We start from the raw sequence: 23,190 nt of genomic DNA on the forward strand, positions 1-23,190 counted from the left end.
TTAACCTAAAGATGGCAGATCCACCGACAGATAGATGCCATTTGTTGATCATTTGTTAGATTTGCTGTATTTTCTAAAACTCCGGTTTCAAGTTGATGCCAAATTTCTCTAGCCATATTTTTTTCAATGGCTGCACCAATAAAAAAAGTATGGGGTTTAAGTTCTATTTTTGAAAATGCAATTACAATACGTTGTAATGCGGTTCGTGCTGTTTTCCAATGTTCATCTGCACCTGCGGGATCAATTCCTCCTTTCAGTTCTCCTAATGCAATATAAGTGGCGGGTATTTGTTCTTTTTGAGTCAGTTCTTCTGGAGTACAATTTAATAAACATAAATCTATATTATTACCCACTAAAGTAACTTTTCGATTAAAAATTAAAGTACGATGTTCAAGTTCATGTTGCCAACTTAGACCTTTTAAATATAACTCAATATCAGAATCATCTTCTAGCATTTGCACCCATTGATTAGTTGCAGAATGTAGCCATCGATAAGATTTTCCTGAAATTCTTAATATAGAAATTAGGGTGCGAATCAGCTTTCGTTGTGCTAAGATTCCACCCGCATTCCGCATTGATCCTCCTAATGTATCTCCTCGTGTTAATAAAAATCTAAAAACCAACTCTTCTACAAAATTTGACCCCGCAGGTTCTAAAAAGTTTTTGATTAATCCTTGTATGGCATCTATTTTATCTTGAATTTCTAAGTATTTTATAGCTTTATCAGATAACCCTGCTGCTGTGATTAAAGCAGGTTGTATATCTGTAATTTCTAAAAGATCAGTAGGATTTTTAGCTTGAGATGCAAATAGCTTGAGGGTTCTTGCTTGTTCAATAAAGGGGGTTGCTCTCCGATTTTTTTCTAATGCTAAAGCCACAAAACCAGAGCGAGTTGCTTGATAATCTGTAATTAGATCCTCACTGCTTGTTAAATGTTGAAGATAGGGTTTGTTTGGTGTCATTTGGCTTTTCTCCAAATATAAATACACTTTCTTAAAGCTTCTCGTCCGTGCAGTCCCATTTGCTGGCTACTGTTTCCTTTACCATTGGGTAATACTAAAATATTTTCAACAGAAAATCCGAGATCTTCTGCAATTTTTGAGAGAATTAAATCCACAGAAATACTAATTCCTGCATAACGAACATTATCATTAACCATAATTAGATAGGTGTCAGGTTTCATGACTCTACCACACTCTTGAATCACACAAGCCATTTCATAAAAATAACCTCTGATCATTCTAGTAATTCCATTATTATTTAATAACCCTTGTGCTTTTTGTTCCTCTAAGTAATTTAAAATAGATTGTAATAGATCTTGATTATCTGTAACATTAATTGCTGTTTTCCAGTCAGGATTGATTTTTAATAAATCTTTAGCTTTATTTTCAACAGTACAACTTAACATCTGTTGTCGAAGTTGCACGAGTTCTTTTTCAGGCACACCCAGTAATGCCAATTCTAACGCATAGGTTCGAGTATAGTCATAACGATTACAATAAGGAGGAGAAGTAATCACCGCATCATAGATATTTTCAGGGAAGCTAGGGAGAATATCTAAACATGAACCGTTATAGAGTTTAAGATTTCCTTTATTTGAATTCCTAGAAAACAGTTCCAATTGTTGACTTGTTGGCTGAATATCTTGGATAATTTCATCTAGTTTATTAATAATAGCTTTTTCAAAGTTAAGGATTTCTCCTTTATTAAAATGAGTTTTACCTTGTTGATGGTTTGACCGATAATCCCATCGTAAATATTGACCATCTTTGCGAGTATAACTGACTTCTTCTAATACACATAATAAGGCAAAACGTAATAGGCTTTTTACCTGTTCATTTTCTTGAAGTAAAGCACCTCTATATTTTTCAATAGATGCTTTTGTTTCTTCAGGATAAGCACCTTTTGTAATTCTCAATTCGAGCAAAGGATCTAACTCTTTTGTTTTTAGCCAAGGTTTTTGATCTTTCCAGTATTGAATTCTGGTTAAATCTTCTAAACTTAAATCATAATCAATTATTTTTCTAGTATTAATAATTTCTTGACCAATGGGAAGTAACTCGATCCCTTCGGCGTTAATTCCCTGAGAATTAGCAGCACATAAAGTTGTTCCACTTCCGGCAAAGGGATCTAAAATATTACCCTGATTAATATTGTACTTTTTGAGCAAATATTCAACTAGAGAGGCTGAGAAGGCTTCTTTATATTTAAAGCAACGATAAAGAGCTTTAGTTTTATTGGCTTGAAAACTAACTAAGGTTCGATTTAGTTCTGACTTTAAAAATAACTGTTCTGAGAAATATTGTTTAAGTTGATTATCTAAACCTGTAATTTTATCGAGGCTAGAGGGTTGTGAGTCTATACAATTTTGAGAAGGTTGTTCTAGGAACACAGGTTTATTAGTCACGGGATAAGTATCAAGATTAATAATAATATCATAAAATAGAGCGATCGCCAAACCTAAATAATAGTTAAGCTGGCAAGTTTTGGGAACTCAAGTTTATAATGAATAGATATCACTTAACTTTTAATCCCCTACCCCACAATGATATTAAAATACAATCCTGGTCTTTGTTTACCTTCTGCGGAAGATTTACCCGACTCTGATGATACGCCTGTGGATAACGAACTGCAAGATTTAATCCCTGGACTGCTGAAAATCCTCCTCGCTTCTATTTGGTCTGAACGTATGGACTGGTTTTTTGGGGTTGATATGGGAATCTATTATGATCCTGAACAACCTGCTATTGTTCCCGATGGGTTTTTAAGTGTGGGAGTTCCTCGAATTATTGATGAAGATTTACGCTTGAGTTATGTCCTTTGGGAAGAACACGAAGTCCCTATTCTCATTATTGAGGTGGTGTCTCACAAACGCCGAGGAGAATATACGAAAAAGAAACTATTTTATGCAGAAATGGGGGCATTATATTATGTGGTTTATAATCCTTTACGGAAACGAAAACCACCTTTAGAAGTTTATAAACTCGAAAATGGTACATACCAATTGCAAGCAGGTGAACGAGTTTGGTTAACGGAATTGCAATTAGGAATTGGTCGAGAACGGGGAACCCATTTAGGAATTACCAGAGATTGGTTATATTGGTATAATCAACAGGGAAACCGTTATTTAACTGCCGAAGAACGTCTGCAACAATCTCAACATCAAACCAGTTTAGCCGAACAAAGAATACAACAACTGGAAGAACAGTTACGACGTTTAGGGATTAACCCCAATCAACTCAATTAATATTAATTTGGGGAATTATTACCAATAAAATTAATTTCCTAACGTAGAGACGTTGCATACAACGTCTCTACAATAATTTGAAAACTTTTTTAAGGGTTGCGATCGCTGATCTCCATCAAAAGTTAAACTAGGATAGTTGTGCTAAATGGGATGTTAGTGACGTCGCTCGGATACCGCAGAGGGAAAATTGAGCTAAAAGTGTCTCAGAGTCTACTGTTTACCGATTAACGTCTCTTTTAACATCAAAGCAATCAAATCTAAACTGCAATATGATAGAACGGTATACTTTGCCCGAAATGGGCAATTTGTGGACAGAGACTTACAAGCTGCAAACTTGGTTACAAGTAGAAATTGCCGTCTGTGAGGCGCAAGCAGAGTTAGGATATATTCCATCGGAAGCCGTTGAAGAAATTAAGGCTAAGGCAAATTTTGATATCAAGCGGGTGCTGGAAATTGAGGCAGAAGTCCGCCATGACATGATTGCCTTTTTAACCAATGTTAACGAATATGTTGGGGATGCCGGACGCTACATTCATTTAGGCTTAACCAGTTCTGATGTGTTGGATACGGCCTTAGCGCTGCAATTAGTGGCCAGTGTGGATGTGTTGTTAGAACGCACGGAAGCCTTAAGTCAGGCCATTCGTTACCAAGCGCAACAACATCGAAATACCGTGATGATCGGCCGTTCTCATGGTATCCACGCTGAACCTATCACCTTTGGCTTTAAATTAGCCGGATGGTTGGCGGAAGTTTGTCGCAACCGAGAACGTTTGGTGCGTTTGCGTCAAACCGTGGCGGTGGGTAAAATTTCTGGGGCCGTGGGAACTTATGCTAACGTTGATCCGAGGGTAGAAGCGATCGCTTGTCGCAATTTAGGACTCGAACCCGATACCGCTTCAACCCAAGTTATTTCGCGTGATATTCATGCGGAATATGTGCAAACTTTAGCGTTATTAGCCGCTAGTATTGAACGGTTTGCGGTCGAAATTCGTAACCTCCAACGCACGGATGTTTTAGAAGTAGAAGAATTTTTTGCTAAAGGTCAAAAAGGGTCTTCTGCAATGCCCCATAAACGCAACCCCATTCGCAGTGAACGCTTAACCGGAATGGCGCGAATTATTCGGGGAAATGCCGTTGCTGCCTTAGAAAATGTTGCCCTTTGGCATGAACGGGATATTTCCCATAGTTGCGTTGAACGGATGATATTACCCGACTCCTCAACAGTAGCTCATTTCATGTTAGTTGAACTCACGGATTTAGTCAAGAATCTGTTAGTTTATCCCGAAAATATGCAGCGCAATATGAACCTTTATGGAGGTGTTGTATTTAGTCAGCGTGTGTTATTAACCTTAGTTGAAAAAGGAATTAGCCGCGAAGAAGCCTACAGAATTGTACAATCTTGCGCCCACACAGCTTGGAATAAAATCGATGGCGATTTTCAAGCTTTAATTAGGGAAAATGATCAAGTCAAAGCTAAATTATCCCCTGAAGAAATAGACACTTGTTTTGATCCTAAACAGCACTTGAAAAACCTTGATCAAATCTATCAACGGTTAGACATATAAAAAGAAACCGGGTTTTTGATCCTAACTTGCGGAATAAAATTAATCTATTTCCTTCAGAAACCCGGTTTCTAACTATTTACATCACCCTGATTTTTAACCCTATGTTTTTTAAACAAATGATGCGATTATTCTTGTTTTTATTCCTGATTTTGGGTATCAACTCTAACCCTGTTAATGCTCAAAATTTAACCTCTCCTGTTGCTGCTCCTTCTGCTTCCCCGCCTCCCCTCGTGGTTCAAGATTATAATCAAGTTCCAGAAGCGGAAAAATTAGTAGATATTAGAAGCGTTAATCTGAATATTCGTCTCGATATTCGCTACGCCACAACCAACAATTTTTTAAACAAAAAAATCTATGCTGTTCCTCGTTGTTTGTTACGTTATGATGTTGCCCAACGCTTATCAAGAGTACAACAAGATTTAGAACAAATGGGGTTAGGATTAAAAGTTTATGACTGTTATCGTCCCCTGTCTGTGACTCGGCAAATGTGGGAAATTTTACCCGATAGTCGTTATGTGGCAAACCCCGCTAGAGGGTCTCGCCATAACCGAGGGGCGGCAGTTGATTTAACCTTAGTTGATTTACGCACAGGCGCTGAGTTAGAAATGCCAACAGACTTTGATGATTTTACCGACAAAGCCGCTAGAGATTACCCCGGAAATTCCCCTCAAGTTCGTCGTAATAGTGACTTACTTGCTGTTAAAATGAAACAACAAGGATTTATTTCCTTAATTACAGAATGGTGGCATTTTGATGCCCCAGGATGGGATCAATACGGCCTTTTAGATATTCCCTTAGAAAATATTCGTTAACATCCATTAAGGATGAATATCTCTAACAAACGTAGGGGCGAGGTTTTCTCGCCCAAATCACAACCTAATAACGAAATACTAAGTTTAAGTAAGTTTTTTAAACAAATTCTTGCAAGTTATTTCAACTCCTCCCAACTTTTAAAAAAATTAGTATAATTATAAGTAAAGCTACTTAAAAGTTGCTAAACCTGAATTGAGCTAAAACACAATGCAGTATTATTTCACAGCATTTATCGTTATTTTCTTTATCGCCTGTTACGGTTACAGCTATTTTATTGTTAAACTGGCTAAACAAAAAGGAGAAGAATTTTTGTTTTTTGGAATGTTATTAGGGTTATTTGGATTTATGGCCTTCTGTGCCGCCTGTATTCCCTTTTTACATTGGCTACTCGATTAACAACTTTATCGAATTTTATTGAAATCCTATGCCGTTTTTAAGGTTAAAAAATTACCAATTTTATTATACCCTAAACGGCAATATAAATCAACCTTTAATTTTATTTTTACATGGATTTCTGGGAAATAGCCAAGATTTTAATACCCGAATTTCCCCCCTTTTCCCCCAGTTTTGCTGTTTAACTATTGACCTCCCTGGACATGGACAAACCCAAGTATTAGGAGAAGATAGTTATTATACAATGTCAGAAACAGCAACCGCGTTAATAGAAGTCTTAGACTCTCTGAAGATTTCCCCATGTTATTTAATGGGATATTCAATGGGGGGAAGATTAGGACTATATTTAACCCTACATTTTCCCCAATATTTTAAAAAAGTAATATTAGAATCCACCTCCCCAGGACTCAAAACCGAGTCAGAGCGGTTACAACGGTTGATTTCAGATACTCAAAAAGCCGAACAACTAAAAACCCTAGATTTCCCTACTTTTTTAGAACAGTGGTATCATCAACCCCTGTTTCAAACCTTAAAAAATCATCCTGAATTTCAACAAATTTTTGCTCATCGGTTAAAGAATAATCCCCTGGAATTATCAAAATCCCTCCGTTATTTAGGAACCGGAAATCAACCCTCCCTCTGGGAAAAGTTATCACCAAATCAAATTCCTTTATTGCTGTTAGTCGGGGAATTTGATCATAAATTTAAACAGATTAATCAAGAAATCAAGACATTATGTTCCGTTTCCCAGTTGCAAATTATCCCCCATTGTGGTCATAATATTTTAATCGAAAATCCTCAAGCGTGGATCAATGTAATTATTAAATTTTTATCTCAATGAACTATCAATTTCAATTTGAACCCTATCAACGTGCGTTTAAAACTCCGCTTAAAACGGCTCACGGAATTTGGAAAACACGAACCGGAATTATTTTAAATTTAACCGATGAAAAGGGTTATATTGGCTGGGGAGAAATTGCTCCTTTAAGTTGGTTTGGGTCAGAAACCTTAGAAGATGCGATCGCATTTTGTCAACAACTTCCGAGTTTTATTTCAATAGAAACTATTTTCACTATTCCCGATAATTTACCCGCTTGTCAATTTGGGTTTGAATCTGCATTTAATCAGTTAAACCCTAACCCCTCAGTTGATTTATCTCAACTTCACTATAGCGGGTTATTACCCACTGGAAAAACGGTATTAACGGCTTGGAAAACTTTATTTCAGCAAGGATATCACACTTTAAAATGGAAAATTGGCGTTGATGATATTACAGAAGAAATCAATATTTTTCAACAGTTAATTAACCAAGAAACTCGGTTTCTTCAAGAAACTGGGTTTTTGTCTCCTTCTCAAAAAATCTATTTCAGGTTAGATGCGAATGGCGGGTTAACTTTTGAACAAGCGCAACGCTGGTTAGAAATCTGTGATTTAATTAATATTAATCAAGAGTTAATTGAAATTGAATTTTTAGAACAACCTCTATCTATCTCTAAATTTGATTTAATGTTAGAATTATGCGATCGCTATTCTACTCCTCTCGCCTTAGATGAATCCGTTGCTAATTTACAACAATTAAACTCTTGTTATCAGCAAGGATGGTCAGATATTTTTGTAATTAAACCTGCTATTTTTGGTTCTCCTAAAAAACTTAAGAATTTTTGTCAAAATAATCAAATTGATTCTGTTTTTTCCTCTGTTTTTGAAACTGATATCGGTCAACAATCTGCTTTAAAACTTGCTTCTGAACTGTTATTATATGATCGTGCGGTTGGCTTTGGAATTAATCATTGGTTTATAGAATATTAAGGAACCACAAAGACACGAAGACACGAAGGAAGGGAGAAAAATCTAAAGATTTATAGGAGAGAAACGAATTCTATTATTATTGATAAATTTGTAGTTGTTGTCTTAATTCATCCAGACAAGAATCAGAGGTTTCTAATTGTTCGAGTGACGTTTCTAATGGTTCGGGTTCGTCAGGACAAAATTGTAATTCCATCTCAATTTCAGATTTTGGGTAAGATGGAGATTTTGGATCATAAGTAAAGTTTTTATAGTCTTCAGGAAAAAGATTAACTGTGCTTTTTATAATTAATTTACCACTAATCCAACCTTTACCAGAACTTAAACTCAATAATTTACATTCAACAGACTCACTAACATTACTCCAAGAACTTTGTGTTAATTGTAGCTTTACTTTATTATCAATTATATAATTATAATTATTAAGAGTATTAAATAAGATCTTAAACCTTGGGTCTGATGAAAAACTCCGGTCATTATAAATTTTGTCTTTCAAAGAATCCATCACAAATTCTTTAAACCTAGCAACAGTAAAAGTATCTTTATCAATCAATAAAAGATCGTCATCACAAGTTAAAGGATAAAAATTATCAGTCATGGGACTTAATCTCAAAAGCAAATGTGTTCTAAGATTATACTAAATTATAGATAGCAAATTTCAATCTGTTGTAGAAATTGCTTGAAATTCAATTCATCGTAGGGGCGAGGCGCGCCTCGCCCCTACACAGTCATGTAGATATTTTTTCAGGTTATCTTTTTAGGTTAAAATATAGCAATCCTCAATCGGATGTAAAAACAACCGCCACAATTGTACAATCAAAAACTGCTAATCAATTTGAGAAGAAAAAACCGTGAAAATTCTAATTGTTGGAAATGGGGGACGGGAACACGCCATCGCTTGGACATTGCTCCAGTCACCCAAGGTTGAAAAAGTATTTTGTACCCCTGGGAATGGAGGGACGGCTACCCTCAAAGGCTGTGAAAATTATCCGATTTCCGTTGAAGATTTTGAAGGGATTAAAAATTTAGTGGAAACTCAGGGAATATCCTTAGTTGTCGTGGGGCCAGAATTACCCCTCGCTTTGGGAATTACCGACTATTTACAACAACACAATATTAAAGTATTCGGCCCTAACCAAGCCGGAGCGCAACTCGAAGCCAGTAAAGCTTGGTCAAAAGCTTTCATGGAAGACGCCGGAATTCCGACTGCTAAAGCGGCTGTCTTTACCGATGCTGACACTGCTAAAGCCTATATTCAAACCGTCCCTATTGTGGTTAAAGCCGATGGGTTAGCCGCCGGAAAGGGTGTCACCGTTGCGACGACCGTTGAAATGGCCTATGAAGCCATTGATACGATTTTCGCCGGAGAATTTGGCCAGGATAACCTGCGGGTTGTGGTGGAGGACTTTTTAAGCGGACAGGAAGCATCTGTACTCGCCCTCACAGACGGCCTAACCATTCGCCCCTTAGTTCCCGCCCAAGACCATAAACAAGCCGGAGAAGGGGATACTGGCCCCAATACGGGGGGCATGGGTGCTTATGCTCCCACTCCCATTGTTCCTCCTGAACTCCTGTCCCGTGTGCAACAGCAGGTCTTAGAACCTACTTTAGCCACCCTGCGTCAACGGGGAATTAACTATTGCGGGGTGGTGTATGCGGGGTTAATGATTTCCCCAGAAGGTGAAATTCAGGTTTTGGAATTTAACTGTCGGTTTGGCGACCCGGAAACCCAAGCGGTGCTGGCGTTATTAGAAACTCCCTTAGAGGAAGTTCTACTCGCCTGTTGTGAACAACGTTTAGAACAAATTTCTCTGACCTGGAAATCTGGGGTTTCCGTTTGTGTGGTTTTAGCTTCTGGGGGTTATCCAGGTTCTTATCAAAAAGGCAAGGTCATCACCGGAATACAAGAGGCTGAAGCATCTGGGGCCATTGTCTTCCATGCGGGAACCAAACTCCAAGACGGCCAAATTCTCACCGATGGCGGACGAGTTTTAGGGGTTACGGCTATTGGGTCTAGCTTCAAAGATGCCATCACCCAAACCTACAAAGCCGTTGACTGTATTAACTTTGAAGGACTCTATTACCGTCGGGATATTGGGTTTAGGGTTGACCATTAACAGTTATCAGTTGTAGGGGCGGGGTTACCCCGCCCGTACTCAGTTATCAGTTAAGAAGTAGACAGTTGATTCACTTACAAAGCTAGAGTCTGTAGCGACCGGATTTAACTGGCTTTCAGGAGATAGCCAGACATTAGGCGGATTTATACGTCGCCCCGACCCACTGATAACTGATGACTGATGACTGATGACTGATTACCGATAACGCCTGTTAAGATATATAGTTAACAAAACTTAATTTTATAGTGGGGCAAGATTCTGCCTGTTAACAGGCGAATATGTCAAATCGACAAATCAGGAACCATTACTGTATCGTCGATGAACCCAGATTTGCCCCTTAACCCTCAACCCCGAAATCGTCCTGAAATGCTGAGAGTCCTCAAAAAAATCGGTGACATTATTGGTAGATGGTGGTCAGAGTTTACCCTGCAAACTCGGTTAATGGCGGGAGCAACTCTGGTGGTTTCCTTATTGATGAGTAGTTTAACTTTTTGGGCGGTTAATACCATTCAAGAAGATGCTCGTCTCAATGATACTCGTTACGGTCGAGATTTAGGGTTACTTTTAGCCGCCAATGTTGCCCCTTTAATTGCTGAAGAAAAACGGGATGAAGTCGCGCGATTTTCTCGTCAATTTTACACCAGTACCTCTAGTGTCCGTTATATGTTGTATGCGGATCAAGAGGGGGAAATTTATCTCGGTTTACCCTTTTCTGACTCGGCGGTGCAAAATTCTTTAACTTTGCGTCGGCGGATGCAATTACCGGATAATTTTTTAGCCAGTGTAGAGACGGGAAATTTTGCTGATTTACCGATGGTAAGACAGCATTTAACACCGGGCGGAGAAGTGACGGATGTTTTTGTTCCGATGATGCACAATGGCAATTATTTAGGAATTTTAGCGATTGGAATTAATCCTAATCCTACCGTTGTTGTCTCCTCAAATTTAACCCGTGATGTGACATTAGCGGTGTTTGTTTCGATTTGGGTGATGGTGATTTTAGGGGCGGTTTTTAATGCCTTAACCATTACTCAACCGATTAAAGAATTAGTCCAAGGCGTTAAAAATATTACGGCGGGAAATTTTAATCAACGGGTGGATTTACCCTTTGGAGGAGAATTAGGAGAATTAATTTATAGCTTTAATGAAATGGCGGAACGCCTAGAAAGTTTTGAAGAACAAAATTTTGAAGAACTAACAGCCGAAAAAGCAAAGTTAGAAACCTTAGTTTCAACGATTGCTGATGGGGCAGTTTTAATTGATGCCGAACTGAATTTAATGTTAGTGAATCCTACCGCCCGCCGTCTATTTGGCTGGGAAGGGACAACGGTGATTGGTAATAATGTTCTCAACTTTTTACCCCTATTGGTAGCCGAAGAATTATCACAACCTTTACAAAAAATTGCGAGTGGAACATTGGAGGGGGGCGAGTTTCGTTGTTCTTTGGGAGAACCGACAAATCGAACATTACGGATTTTAGTAACAACGGTTTTATTACATAAATCTCCGGGTTCAGAACCTTTGTGTCATAGTTGTACTCATGATACGGATAATAGTTGTGAATTATCGGAACGTCCTAACGTTCAAGAATGTACGTTATATGACTATGAACTGATGGCAACCCATACCGAAGAAGGGAATTATCGGGAAAGTTTAAAAGGGATTGCGATGACGATTCAGGATATTACGCGGGAAGTGGAGTTAAATGATGCTAAAAGTCAATTTATTAGTAACGTTTCCCATGAATTAAGAACGCCTTTATTTAATATTAAATCTTTTATTGAAACTTTGCATGATTATGGCGAAGATTTAACGGAAGAAGAACGCATGGAATTTTTAGCAACGGCGAATCATGAGACGGATCGTTTAACTCGTTTAGTTAATGATGTGTTAGATTTGTCTCGGTTAGAATCTTGCCGGATCTATCATTTTGAAGGCGTTGATATGGCGCAAGTTGTGGAACAAACCTTGAGAACCTATCAACTGAATGCTAAGGATAAAGGGATTGAACTCAGTCGAGAAATAGAACCCGATTTACCTGGGGTTTTAGGACATTATGATTTATTGTTGCAAGTGGTAACGAATTTAGTCGGAAATTCTCTAAAATTTACTCCTTCAGGAGGACGAGTCATTATTCGGGTTTATTTGTTAGAAGACAATGATCTCAAGATTAATCAAGAAGTTGAAGAAATCGAAAAAGGGGGCTGGATTATTTCGCCGCCACCGCCTCGTCCCATTGATTTACATTTAGTTAAAAATCAACCCAAAACTCGTTATATTCGCACTGAAGTTTCGGATACAGGAACGGGAATTGCGCCGGAAGATCAAGATGCTGTGTTTACTCGGTTTTTCCGGGTAGAAAATCGAGTTCATACTTTAGAAGGAACCGGATTAGGGTTGTCTATTGTTAAAAATATTATTGAAAAACATCGCAGTCAAGTCCATTTAATTAGTGAGTTGGGCGTGGGAACAACTTTCTGGTTCGATTTAGCTGTGTGTCAGGAAGAAACACAATCTCTTGCTTTCAGCAATGATATTTTTATCGGAGAACCTTCGATTTCCATTTCTAAAATATAGTAAGAAGAAAAAACTTTTTTTTCTTAAATGTTAAATTAAAATATTAGTTAAAATGCGTTTTTTGAAATCTAAATATCAGGTAATTTTCCTGATTATTTTAATGATTCTCAGTCTGAGTTTAATCACTGTACCAAAAGCTGGAGGACAAGTTCCACCCGTTAATTCTTTAAACAATTTTTTAACTCCTGATCAAGATTCCGCAATTGTTCAAGCAACCGTGAGATTAGACGGTCAGGAATTATTTCAAATTACCGCACCTCGTGTGAGTGATGATGAAAATGGAAATCCTGCTATTAATCGCCGCATCAGAAAAATAGAAAATAGACTTTTATTTATTGTTAATAGTAATTTGGATGTCAATACTTTACAAGTTTTTTATCAAATTAAAAATAATTTACCTGTAATTTATGCCTCTTGGAAAGAGCGAGAAAGACCCTATGAAATTATGAGTGTTACGTCATTAGATGCCGAAATTGATGGGGTTGATCCTGAAAGTCAGGCAACGGAATTAATTCCAATTATTAAAGAAGGAATTTTACAAGCGAAATCAGAACGTCATTCTGACTTTTTAAAACAAAAATTTGCCATGGCTTTTTCTCTGCTATTGGGAATTTCCATAGCAATAGCTTTAGTTTCCTATCGGCAAAAACAATTAAAGAAAAAATGGGAAATTCTCTCAGAAAATATTCCATCCCATCCTTTAAATGATGATAAACCCAAACCGATTACCGATGTTAATTCGGAGCAATCAAATCAAGAATTTATTGAGATCAAGAAGCAAATTAATTGGAATACATTTCAACGCCAAGCTTTGCAAATCTTAAAAATTATCATCGTTTACACGGCTTTTTTTATTATTTTAGGCTTGTTTCCTCAAACTCGCTATTATCAATTAATCTTAAGAACAATTAATATTTTATTAATTATCACAATTTTTATCTATTTTTCTAATCGCTTAACCCTTCTGTTTATTGATCGGTTTATGACCGCCTTAGAAGATTCGTCTTTTTTTATTGTTAATCCTGATGTTTCTCGTCGCAGTTCTTTACGAGCTTACACCTTAGCTCAAACTTTAAAAAGTATTGCTATTGTGGTTTGGTTGATCATTTGGATTATTACAATTTTGGCGGTTTTAAAGGTCAATTCTGCCAGTATTTTAGCCGCAGGGGGGTTAATTAGTTTGGCTTTATCAATTATGTTCAATGATTTAATTAAAGATATTCTTACTGGGGTATTTATTCTAATTGATGACCAATTTGCAGTGGGAGATGTGATTACCATTGGTCAACTCTCAGGTAAAGTGGAGAATATGAATTTAAGAATTACTCAACTGCGAAATACAAACGGGAATTTAATTACTGTCCCTAACCGAATTATTACCAGCGTTGAAAATCTTTCTAATGGTTGGTCACAGGTAGATTTAACTCTAAATGTGGATTATTATACCGATGTTGATCAAGCGATTCAAGTCGTTAATGAAGTGGCTCAAACGATGAATCAAGACCCCGACTGGAGTTTCTATATTTTAGAACCGCCAACTGTATTGGGAGTCGATGAACTTAATCATACCGGAATCGGAATTCGGATTTTTATTAAAACTCAACCTCTACAACAATGGCCGGTCGCACGAGAATATCGACGCCGTTTAAAAATTGCCTTTGATCAAAATAATATTTCCATTGGTATTCCCCAGCAAAACATTCAATTCACAAATTCTCACCGAATCAATCAATAAAAGGCTGTAAATAAAACTTGCGATCGCTAAACTATGATATGATTCACTCGCTTTGTTGATTCTGTCCCAGTGGGACAAATCAGCGTTTTTCAGACGGTGTGAGGATTCGAGCTTCCGACTGTTCGCCAACAACTGACGACAGCGAAGACAATCCCGATTTGGTGTGGCTGTGGGAGTGTAAAACCTTGACCCAGGTTCAATTATTAATTCAGGTTCTTAGCGTGTCACGAATGGGAAAAACTCTATTTTTGCGTTGGTTACTACCCAGTTTAACGAGCTTTTTTATCCTGACCTCTCCCGCCCAAGCAGCAAGACTGCAATCTTGGCAATTTGAAACGGCTCAAAACCGCTTGACCTTTACAACAGATAGCGGAGTACAACCGAAAGCTCAACTCCTGTCCAATCCCACCCGCTTAGTGATTGACTTACCCGGAACCAGTTTAGGCGGTGTTACCCGTCAACAGGCCGTTGGGGGAGCGATTCGGGAAATTCGAGTCGGTCAGGTGGATAACCAAACCGCCCGGATTGTGGTGGAATTGGCTAATGGTTATACCCTCGATCCTCAAGGGGTACAATTTCGGGGGATTTCTCCCAGTCAGTGGACGGTACAACTGCCTTCCCCTCAAGCGATTGGCACACCTAACCCTGTAGCACGGCCTAATCCTGTACCACGGCCCAATCCTGTCGCTACCACACCTCGCCCTCCCGTCCCCTCCCAGTCTCCAATTCCCCAACAGACGGTTAATCGTTCTATTCCCAATCAAGCTCAAACGACCTTGGCACAGGTGGAAGTTCGAGAGGGGGGCATTGTGCTACACACCACAGGCAGAATGCCCAATATTGAATTTAAACAAAGTCAAGATCGCAGTTGGATGACCTTAGACATCCTCGGTGCAACCTTAGCCACTCGTTCAAGCACTGCGGGAAAACAGGTGAATCGAGATGGAGTCAGTATTACTCAAGTTACTCAACTCTCCAGCACCCCCCCAGTGGTTCGGGTAACGATGAGTACCCCGAAGCGAAATCAAAATTGGCAAGCCAGAGCCGCGGCCGGAGGCGTGGCGGTTTGGCCCCAAGGAGGGACACCTCCGGCGGTTCAACTGTCGGCCGGGTTTGCTACGGTTAAATCCGTTGAAATCCGTAACCAACAGCTTCTCATCCAAGCGGATCAACCCCTGAACTATAGTAGTGGTTGGGATGCGGAAACCCAGTCTTATAGTATTACGTTTTTCTCGGCGGGCTTGGCTGAGGGCGTATCCCTACCCCAACGACAGGTAGGAAGTCCGATTATTTGGACGAGGTTACGTCGGGAAGACCCAGAAACCTTTACCCTATTAATTAAGCCTGCAACTCGGATTGAAGTCGGACAAATTAGCCAAAGTAGTCCTCAACAATTGGCTTTACCTTTTGTCGGAGAGGGATTAGGCGTTACTCCTTCAGGGCGTACCCCCGTGGCGACGGTTCCGACTCCCAATCCTAGACCCCTTCCTCCCAGAACGAATACCAATCCATCACCCTTTCCGCCTCGTTCTAATCTCCCGCGAACTAATACAAATCCGTTACCGTTTCCACCGCGTTCAGCGACTCCACCCTCAAACAATCCCCTTCCCAATAGTCGGGTGGTGGTGATTATTGATCCTGGACATGGCGGAAGTGATGCGGGTGCTGTGGGGGTGGGAGGACTCCGAGAAAAAGATGTAGTGTTGTCGATTTCTCAACAGGTGGCTCAGATTTTGCAACAAAATGGAGTACAAGCGGTGATGACTCGTTTGGATGATCGCACCGTTGAGTTAGAACCGCGTGTGGATATGGCGAATCGCATGAATGCGACGTTGTTTGTCAGTATTCACGCGAATGCAGCGACCAATGCGGCGGCGAGTGGGATTGAAACGTTTTACTATAGCAGTGGTTCTCGTCTGGCTCAATATATTCAAAATAATATTATGAGCAGTTTTTCAAACCTGCCTAATCGAGGGGTTAAACAAGCGCGTTTTTATGTACTACGAAATACTTCTATGCCTTCGGTGTTAGTGGAAACGGGGTTCGTGAGTAATAATTATGATGCTTATATGTTAGCTGATCCAGCCCAAAGGAGTCGCATGGCTCAAGCGATCGCCCAAGGGATTCTTCAATATTTGCGAGGTAACTAACCGATATAAAAGTAATAAGTACGAAAAAACCGAATTTCTACTTAGACGAACGAACTAATAAAAAACTTGCAATTCCAATCCCTAAAAATGTCGGCAACCAAGCCGCGAAGAAGGGGGTAAGAATTTCTTTTTGACCGAATGCTCCGGTGATAAACGAGAGTAAATAATATCCGAAAATAACGATAACGCTAATCCCAAAACTGGTGGCTCGGCTGGTACTTTGGGGTCTACTTCCTAATGCAATACCCAATAAAGCAAAGACAACACAGGAGAAAGGGAGAGCATATTTTTGTTGAATTCTAACTTTAGTTTTAATAACTTTTTGTTGATCACCACTCAATTTCATTAATTTTAAATAATCTTGAGCTTGAGCAATATTCATCTCATCAAAATCTCGTTTTCGGGATGCTAAATCCAGGGGAGTTCGGGAGAGTTGAATCTGTTTATGATCAAACCGAACAATATTACGATAGGAACCATCGGGATTAACAATATAAATCGTACCATTAAAAAAATCCCAGGTTTTTTGGGCAAAATTCCAATTGGCATATTTGGAAGAAATAATTTGAGTTAATTCCGGTTGGGAACGATCTAAAATCGTCACTTCCAACATTTGACCCCGATCAAATCTTTCGGCATAAAATAACCGCACTAAGCGACTAAATTTTTTATCGGTTCCTTCTATTTTGATTTTCTCATATTCGGGATAAAAAATATTATCTTCCTGAAGGGGAAGGTTGCCTTCATTTAACGCTTGTTCATAGGTGACAGAGGCTTTATAATTAGCCGCCGGAACAATCACTTCATTAAAAGCAAAAGTTAAACCCGTGATTAATAAACTAAAAATCAATGTAGGAATTACCAAGCGATATAAACTAATTCCACAACTTTTCAGGGCAATTAATTCACTATCACTGGATAAACGACCATAAACCATTAACGTACTTAAAATCATCGCCATTGGAAATGCCAAAACGATAAATTCAGGCATTCTTAATAGAAAAATTTCCACCGCGATCGCCACTGCTAAACCCGATTCTGCCACTTGTCGAACTAAGTCAAAAACCGTTCCAACTGTTAAGGCAACCGAACTAAATAATCCCACTCCAAACACAAAGGGAGGAATTAATTCTTGGATTAAATATCGATCCAAAATCGAAATAGAGGGCGGGATAAATTTCCCAGAACTGAAGGGCTTAGGAAGAGTGATTTTCATAGTTGAAAACTGTCGCCAAGGTAATACTGCCGCACTAGAGGATTATTGTAGAGTTCTTCGGCGGTTCCTGATGCAAAAATTTGTCCATCTCGCATTATATAAGCTCGATCTGTAATCGCTAAGGTTTCTCGGACGTTATGATCCGTAATCAAAATTCCTAAATTGCGAGTGCGTAACTGAGCTACAATTTCTTGAATTTCAGAAACCGCAATCGGGTCAACTCCAGCAAAAGGTTCATCTAAGAGTAAAAACTGAGGCAATTCTAACCCCGCCGCTAAAGCACGGGCTAATTCTGTCCGTCGTCGTTCTCCCCCAGAAACTTGATAGCCTAAAGTTGAGGCAACTTTTTCTAAACGAAACTCCCGCAACAGGGTATGGAGACGTTTTTGCCACAAATACCGAGGAACACGGGTTTGTTGCAACACCAATAAAATATTATCCCTGACACTGAGATGGCGGAAAATACTCGCCTCTTGAGCTAAATAACCAATGCCTAACCGAGCACGTTGATGAATGGGTAAATGGGTAATATCCAGTTCATTGAGATAAACATTCCCTTGAGTCGGTTTTTCTAACCCCGTTGCGATATAGAATGTTGTGGTTTTACCAGCACCATTAGGCCCTAATAATCCCACAATTTCCCCTTGAGAAACAGAGAGATTAACTCGACTGACAACGGTGCGTTTCCGGTAGGATTTGTGAATATTCTCCAGCACTATTTTCATAACGGAATTTGTCAGAAATCATTTAAGGAGTACGCGGTGCTGAAGGTGAACTTAACGGGGTTTTGAAGGCAGGTTTAGGATTAAAAGGTTCAACCGTAGCATTTTTAGGACTGGCACTTTCATCGGGGACTAAATACATCGATTCTACCTGTCCGCCTCCTTGAGGTAAAGCAATAAATCGTCCTTCATCAATCAAATAGGTGACGGTTTCCCCTCGAATTGTGTTGCCTTCCTGCAAAACAAACACATTCCCACTCAGGACAATGCGGCGTTCTCGACTAAAATATTGGGCTTGGGCAGCAGTTGCTTGAATACTGCGGGCGGGATAGTTAATCTGGACGTTACCCCGTGCGGTAACAATTCCCGTTTGAGCATCCGCTTCTTGAATATCAGACCGAACGGTCATCGCCCGTCCCACAGCGTTCTTAGCTGGGGGTGCATTTTGGGCATAGCTAGGGGAGGAACTCACCATGCTATCTGTAACAAAACTACTGATTAGAGCAAAGGGTAACAGAAGTGTGAACCCCAAGGGGAGAGTGATTGAATTTAACAGTTTGGCAATCAGCATTATGACCTTGGAAACTCTAAAACGGTGACTGGGTGATGCAATTGAGCCAGGAACGCTGAAATTGACATCTCATAAGCCTGTGTGCCTATTGTACTCGATTGTTGACGGTTGGCTGTTAGGATGCCTGCGCTACGCTTACAAACCCTACAGGCTGTCACCCTGAGCTTGCGACGGTTGGCTGTTAGGATGCCTGCGTTACGCTTACAAACCCTATAGGCTGTCATCCTGAGCTTGCGAAGGATCTCCTGGCTTCCCTGTCCCCCTACTGAATATTCACTTTAGGAACAGTTTTATCCTCAGCTTGAAAATAAGGTTGTTCTTGAAAATTGAACAGAGAACTGATCAAAATATTAGGAAAAGTTTGTAGGGATTGATTATAACGTTGGACGGCTTGGTTATAACGCTGGCGTTCTGTGGCGATGCGATTTTCAGTTCCGGCGAGTTCATATTGAAGATTACTAAAAGTTTGGGAAGATTGCAATTGGGGGTTAGTGGTTGCATATTGATTCAATTGTTGAATAACCGTACTAATTTGAGTGCTGGCTGCTATTTTTTCGGGGATAGAATTGGCTTGTAAATAAGATTCCCTCGATTGAATTAGCAGTTGAATGATTTCTTTTTCCTGTTTAGCTTGGGCGTTGGTAACAGCAACTAAATTGGGAATTAAATCGGCCCGACGCTGCATTTGGTTTTCCACTTGCGCCCAAGATGCGTTAACATTTTGTTTATGGCTGGCAATCGAATTATAAATTAAAATACTCCAGAATATTAAAAATCCGGCTACGGCGATCGCAATTCGAGTAAAAACTTTCTGTTGTTTTTTAGATTCCAGACCTTTCTGTTCTTCTATTTGATGTTTTTCTCGAACTTCTTGAATTGCTTTTTCAATGAATTCCGGTGGAATTGAAACTTCTTTTCCCGCTTGTTGTAACGTTTCTAAAGAATAACTATTATTAGCTTCAGAATACATTCGAGATGCAACTTCTAAGACTTCAGATGCAATCTCTTCAGGGATTTTAGAGTTTTCGGGATTGTTCATGAAAGTTCCTCCCCATCAATTTTAGAATTTAAACCCCTAAAATGGGATATTTTTATAGGAATTAAAAAGTGTTAATCTCCTTTAAAAAGGCTTTTTTAAAAGGGTAATAAGTATTAATTCCTCTGGACAGACCTGAATAGGGATCAGGTGTAGGTTTCCACACATCCTACAAATCACCTATGATTTGATTAAAGTAGATTAGCCGGAACGTTTAGGACGTAGACAATGGTATCTCCCGCATCCTCATCAATGTCTTCTGATTCGACCTTAGACCCCATCAAAACTTGGCACACCTTCGCTGCTGACAAAGTTCTCAAGGTACTCGATACAGACAGTGAAACGGGGTTAACCCCACAGCAGGTGACTCAACGACAGGAACAGTATGGTCTCAATGAATTAAAAGAAAGCGCAGGTCGCAGTCCCTTGGAGATTTTATGGGATCAGTTCACGAATATTATGCTCGTGATGTTGATTGCTGTCGCTATTGTATCTGCCTTTATTGATTTCCGAAAGGGTAGTTTTCCCAAGGATGCGGTTGCAATTTTTGCGATTGTGATTTTGAATGGGATGTTGGGCTATTTCCAAGAAAGCCGTGCAGAACAAGCCTTAGCTGCCCTTAAACGGATGTCTTCGCCGAGAGTCCGGGTGGTGCGAGACGGTAAAATGCTAGAACTCGCAGCCAAAGAACTGGTTCCAGGGGATATCATGTTTCTCGAAGCTGGGGTGCAAATTCCGGCCGATGGTCGTTTAATTGAAGCTCAGAATTTGCAAGTCCGCGAAGCCGCTTTAACGGGAGAAGCCGAAGGGGTGATCAAAAAACCCAATGTAGAACTACCCGAAGATGCGACTTTAGGCGATCGCCTTAATATGGTATTCATGGGGACGGAAGTTGTCCAGGGAAGGGGACAAGTGATTGTCACCAATACCGGAATGACAACGGAACTCGGACGCATTGCCGAAATGATCCAGGGGGTAGAAACTGAACCCACTCCCCTACAACAACGGATGACTCAGTTAGGGAATGTCTTGGTCAGTGGGTCTTTAGCCTTAGTCGCCTTGGTGGTCATCGGGGGTGTCATTAGAACCGGGAATTTTAGTAGTTTAGAAGATTTATTAGAAGTATCCCTGAGTATGGCGGTGGCCGTTGTTCCCGAAGGTTTACCGGCGGTGGTAACAGTTACTTTAGCCATTGGAACCCAACGCATGGTACGGCGTCATGCGTTAATTCGTAAACTTCCGGCGGTGGAAACCTTGGGTTCTGTCACAACTATTTGTTCAGATAAAACCGGAACTCTGACTCAAAATAAAATGGTTGTGCAATCGGTTTATACCTTAAATGAAGTGTTTCAAGTCACCGGAGAAGGATATGATCCGGTTGGGGAATTACGATTGATCACCTCTGACGAAAATAGCACCCTCTCTCCTGCTTCTGAAGTTTTACAACCCATTTTAAATGCCTGTGTTTTATGTAATGATGCTCAACTGCAACAAGATAAAAATCAATGGATTATTTTAGGAGATCCCACAGAAGGAGCGTTATTATCTTTAGCGGGAAAAGTCGGTTTATTTAGAGAAACTCAAAATCAACAAAACCCTCGTGTTGCTGAAATCCCTTTCTCTTCAGAACGCAAGCGCATGAGTGTGATTTGTGAATCTGATGCAGAATTTGCGATGTTTACGAAAGGATCACCGGAGTTAATTTTAGCTGAATGTGATTCTGTTCTCGTGGGTGATAAAATCATTTCTTTAACTGAAGCTGACCGTCAACGAATTCTTGACCAAAATAATGAAATGGCCGGAAAAGGATTACGAGTTTTAGGATTTTCCTCTCGATCTTTAACAAGATTACCTGAAGAAGGCAATGAAGAAACCGCCGAACAGGAATTAGTTTGGTTAGGATTAGTGGGAATGTTAGATGCGCCGCGTCCTGAAGTTCGAGAAGCAGTTAAACGTTGTCGAGAAGCGGGAATTCGTCCGGTAATGATTACTGGAGATCATCAATTAACCGCGAAAGTAATTGCTCAAGATTTAGGGATTGCCACATCAGATGCTCTGAGTTTAACAGGTCAAGAATTACAGAAACTTTCTCAAACGGAATTAGAACAACAAGTTGAACAGGTGAGTGTTTACGCTAGGGTTTCTCCTGAACATAAACTTCGCATTGTTCAAGCGTTACAAAAGAATGGTGAATTTGTCGCCATGACGGGGGATGGTGTTAATGATGCTCCCGCTTTAAAACAGGCAGATATTGGCATTGCGATGGGAATTACCGGAACCGATGTTAGTAAAGAAGCCAGTGATATGATTTTATTAGATGATAACTTTGCCACCATTGTTGCTGCTACAGAAGAAGGACGAGTTGTTTATAGTAATATTCGCCGTTTTGTTAAATATATTCTCGGTAGTAATATTGGGGAAGTGTTAGTAATTGCGTCTTCTCCTCTTTTAGGCGGGGGTGTGCCGTTAACCCCTTTACAAATTTTATGGATGAACCTCGTTACTGATGGTTTACCTGCTTTAGCCTTAGCCATGGAACCTGCTGAACCTGCGGTGATGCAACGTCCTCCCTATAATCCCCGTGAAAGTATTTTTGCACGCGGATTAGGGTTATATATGATTAGAATTGGAATTGTTTTCTCAATTTTAACAATTATTTTGATGATTTGGGCTTATAACCATGCTCAAAGCGATGGTAATCCCGAACGTTGGAAAACAATGGTGTTTACAACTTTATGTTTAGCCCAAATGGGTCATGCAATAGCAGTACGTTCCGATACTCAATTGACGATACAAATGAATCCCGCTACTAATCTTTATCTCTGGGCTGCTGTTGGCTTAACCACAATTCTTCAGTTACTCTTGATTTATGTTCCGCCCTTACAAAGTTTCTTTGGAACTCACTTTTTAAATTTTACTGAATTATCAATCTGTCTGGGTTTTAGTGCCTTAATGTTTATCTGGATTGAAATGGAAAAACTGGTTTATAAATGGTTTTCTCGTCGTCGTCAAAATTCGGGTTTATAAAGGATTAATCTTGATTTAACCCCCTAGATAAGGACTAGAAACCTTTTCTTTTGGGCTTACTGACATTGACGTTTGACAGGGTTAGTGGTAGCGTTGCACTCAATAACTCACACATGACCCCCTATTGTTCACCAAGGGCATTCGTTGCTAATTGGGTTTTGTCCCTTAACCCAATAATCAGTTATCAGTGATCAGTTACCAGTTATCAGTGCAGG

At 39.7% G+C, this 23,190-nt stretch carries 18 protein-coding genes; 11 read left to right on the forward strand and 7 right to left on the reverse strand.

Features of this window, described 5'->3' with window-relative positions; genetic code table 11:
- Positions 1-5: 5 nt before the first annotated feature.
- Both PL8927_RS16305 and PL8927_RS16310 read right to left on the reverse strand, forming a co-directional pair.
- Complete coding sequence (locus PL8927_RS16305) at positions 6-962, reverse strand: AvaI/BsoBI family type II restriction endonuclease (protein ID WP_083623558.1); 957 nt, start codon at positions 960-962, stop codon at positions 6-8.
- A complete protein-coding gene (locus tag PL8927_RS16310) occupies positions 959-2,458 on the reverse strand; it encodes a DNA methyltransferase (protein ID WP_231506039.1) in 1,500 nt (499 codons plus the stop codon). The genes PL8927_RS16305 and PL8927_RS16310 overlap by 4 nt, the downstream gene beginning before the upstream one ends.
- A gap of 87 nt (positions 2,459-2,545) precedes the next feature.
- On the opposite strand from PL8927_RS16310, the gene PL8927_RS16315 reads away from it, so the two are divergent.
- The 6 genes from PL8927_RS16315 to PL8927_RS16340 all read left to right on the forward strand — a co-directional run bounded on the left by PL8927_RS16315 (position 2,546) and on the right by PL8927_RS16340 (position 7,827).
- Complete coding sequence (locus tag PL8927_RS16315; RefSeq protein WP_083623561.1) at positions 2,546-3,247, forward strand: Uma2 family endonuclease; 702 nt, start codon at positions 2,546-2,548, stop codon at positions 3,245-3,247.
- Positions 3,248-3,516: 269 nt separating this feature from the next.
- Positions 3,517-4,812: an adenylosuccinate lyase gene (gene purB / locus PL8927_RS16320; RefSeq protein ID WP_083623563.1), complete on the forward strand. Its 1,296-nt coding sequence runs from the start codon at positions 3,517-3,519 to the stop codon at positions 4,810-4,812.
- Between the two features lie 101 nt (positions 4,813-4,913).
- Positions 4,914-5,624: a M15 family metallopeptidase gene (locus tag PL8927_RS16325; RefSeq protein WP_231506040.1), complete on the forward strand. Its 711-nt coding sequence runs from the start codon at positions 4,914-4,916 to the stop codon at positions 5,622-5,624.
- A 208-nt stretch (positions 5,625-5,832) separates the two neighbouring features.
- Positions 5,833-6,021: a hypothetical protein gene (locus tag PL8927_RS16330; RefSeq protein ID WP_083623566.1), complete on the forward strand. Its 189-nt coding sequence runs from the start codon at positions 5,833-5,835 to the stop codon at positions 6,019-6,021.
- Between the two features lie 28 nt (positions 6,022-6,049).
- On the forward strand, positions 6,050-6,859 hold the full coding sequence (gene menH / locus PL8927_RS16335; RefSeq protein WP_083623568.1) for a 2-succinyl-6-hydroxy-2,4-cyclohexadiene-1-carboxylate synthase: 810 nt from the start codon (positions 6,050-6,052) through the stop codon (positions 6,857-6,859).
- The gene (locus tag PL8927_RS16340; protein ID WP_083623569.1) at positions 6,856-7,827 is read left to right on the forward strand and encodes an o-succinylbenzoate synthase; all 972 of its coding nucleotides are present in this window, start codon (positions 6,856-6,858) and stop codon (positions 7,825-7,827) included. Before menH ends, PL8927_RS16340 begins: the two co-directional genes overlap by 4 nt.
- A 76-nt stretch (positions 7,828-7,903) precedes the next feature.
- Here PL8927_RS16340 and PL8927_RS16345 read toward each other — a convergent pair whose 3' ends face one another.
- A complete protein-coding gene (locus tag PL8927_RS16345) occupies positions 7,904-8,422 on the reverse strand; it encodes a KGK domain-containing protein (protein WP_083623571.1) in 519 nt (172 codons plus the stop codon).
- A 253-nt stretch (positions 8,423-8,675) separates the two neighbouring features.
- Between PL8927_RS16345 and purD the strand changes: the two genes are divergently transcribed.
- From purD to PL8927_RS16365, 4 genes are all read left to right on the forward strand, one after another.
- Positions 8,676-9,941, forward strand: a complete 1,266-nt coding sequence (gene purD / locus PL8927_RS16350; protein ID WP_083623574.1) for a phosphoribosylamine--glycine ligase — start codon at positions 8,676-8,678, stop codon at positions 9,939-9,941.
- Between the two features lie 366 nt (positions 9,942-10,307).
- Entirely contained in the window at positions 10,308-12,518 is a 2,211-nt protein-coding gene (locus PL8927_RS16355) for an ATP-binding protein (RefSeq protein ID WP_083623738.1), read from the forward strand.
- Positions 12,519-12,570: 52 nt separating this feature from the next.
- On the forward strand, positions 12,571-14,253 hold the full coding sequence (locus PL8927_RS16360; protein ID WP_083623577.1) for a mechanosensitive ion channel family protein: 1,683 nt from the start codon (positions 12,571-12,573) through the stop codon (positions 14,251-14,253).
- Positions 14,254-14,483: 230 nt separating this feature from the next.
- Positions 14,484-16,403: an N-acetylmuramoyl-L-alanine amidase gene (locus PL8927_RS16365; RefSeq protein ID WP_197047446.1), complete on the forward strand. Its 1,920-nt coding sequence runs from the start codon at positions 14,484-14,486 to the stop codon at positions 16,401-16,403.
- A 37-nt stretch (positions 16,404-16,440) separates the two neighbouring features.
- Here PL8927_RS16365 and PL8927_RS16370 read toward each other — a convergent pair whose 3' ends face one another.
- The 4 genes from PL8927_RS16370 to PL8927_RS16385 form a co-directional block, all read right to left on the reverse strand.
- The gene (locus PL8927_RS16370) at positions 16,441-17,619 is read right to left on the reverse strand and encodes an LptF/LptG family permease (RefSeq protein WP_083623580.1); all 1,179 of its coding nucleotides are present in this window, start codon (positions 17,617-17,619) and stop codon (positions 16,441-16,443) included.
- Entirely contained in the window at positions 17,616-18,344 is a 729-nt protein-coding gene (gene lptB, locus PL8927_RS16375) for an LPS export ABC transporter ATP-binding protein (protein WP_083623582.1), read from the reverse strand. The genes PL8927_RS16370 and lptB overlap by 4 nt, the downstream gene beginning before the upstream one ends.
- A 22-nt stretch (positions 18,345-18,366) precedes the next feature.
- Positions 18,367-18,912 (reverse strand): LptA/OstA family protein, encoded by a 546-nt coding sequence (locus PL8927_RS16380; protein WP_083623585.1) that lies wholly within the window; start codon positions 18,910-18,912, stop codon positions 18,367-18,369.
- 262 nt (positions 18,913-19,174) lie between these two features.
- Complete coding sequence (locus tag PL8927_RS16385) at positions 19,175-19,951, reverse strand: LemA family protein (protein ID WP_083623587.1); 777 nt, start codon at positions 19,949-19,951, stop codon at positions 19,175-19,177.
- A 225-nt stretch (positions 19,952-20,176) separates the two neighbouring features.
- On the opposite strand from PL8927_RS16385, the gene PL8927_RS16390 reads away from it, so the two are divergent.
- Entirely contained in the window at positions 20,177-22,975 is a 2,799-nt protein-coding gene (locus tag PL8927_RS16390; protein ID WP_083623588.1) for a cation-translocating P-type ATPase, read from the forward strand.
- The last annotated feature ends 215 nt before the right edge of the window (positions 22,976-23,190 follow it).

The sequence above is a fragment of the Planktothrix serta PCC 8927 genome, assembly GCF_900010725.2.
Classification (GTDB): Bacteria; Cyanobacteriota; Cyanobacteriia; order Cyanobacteriales; family Microcoleaceae; genus Planktothrix; species Planktothrix serta.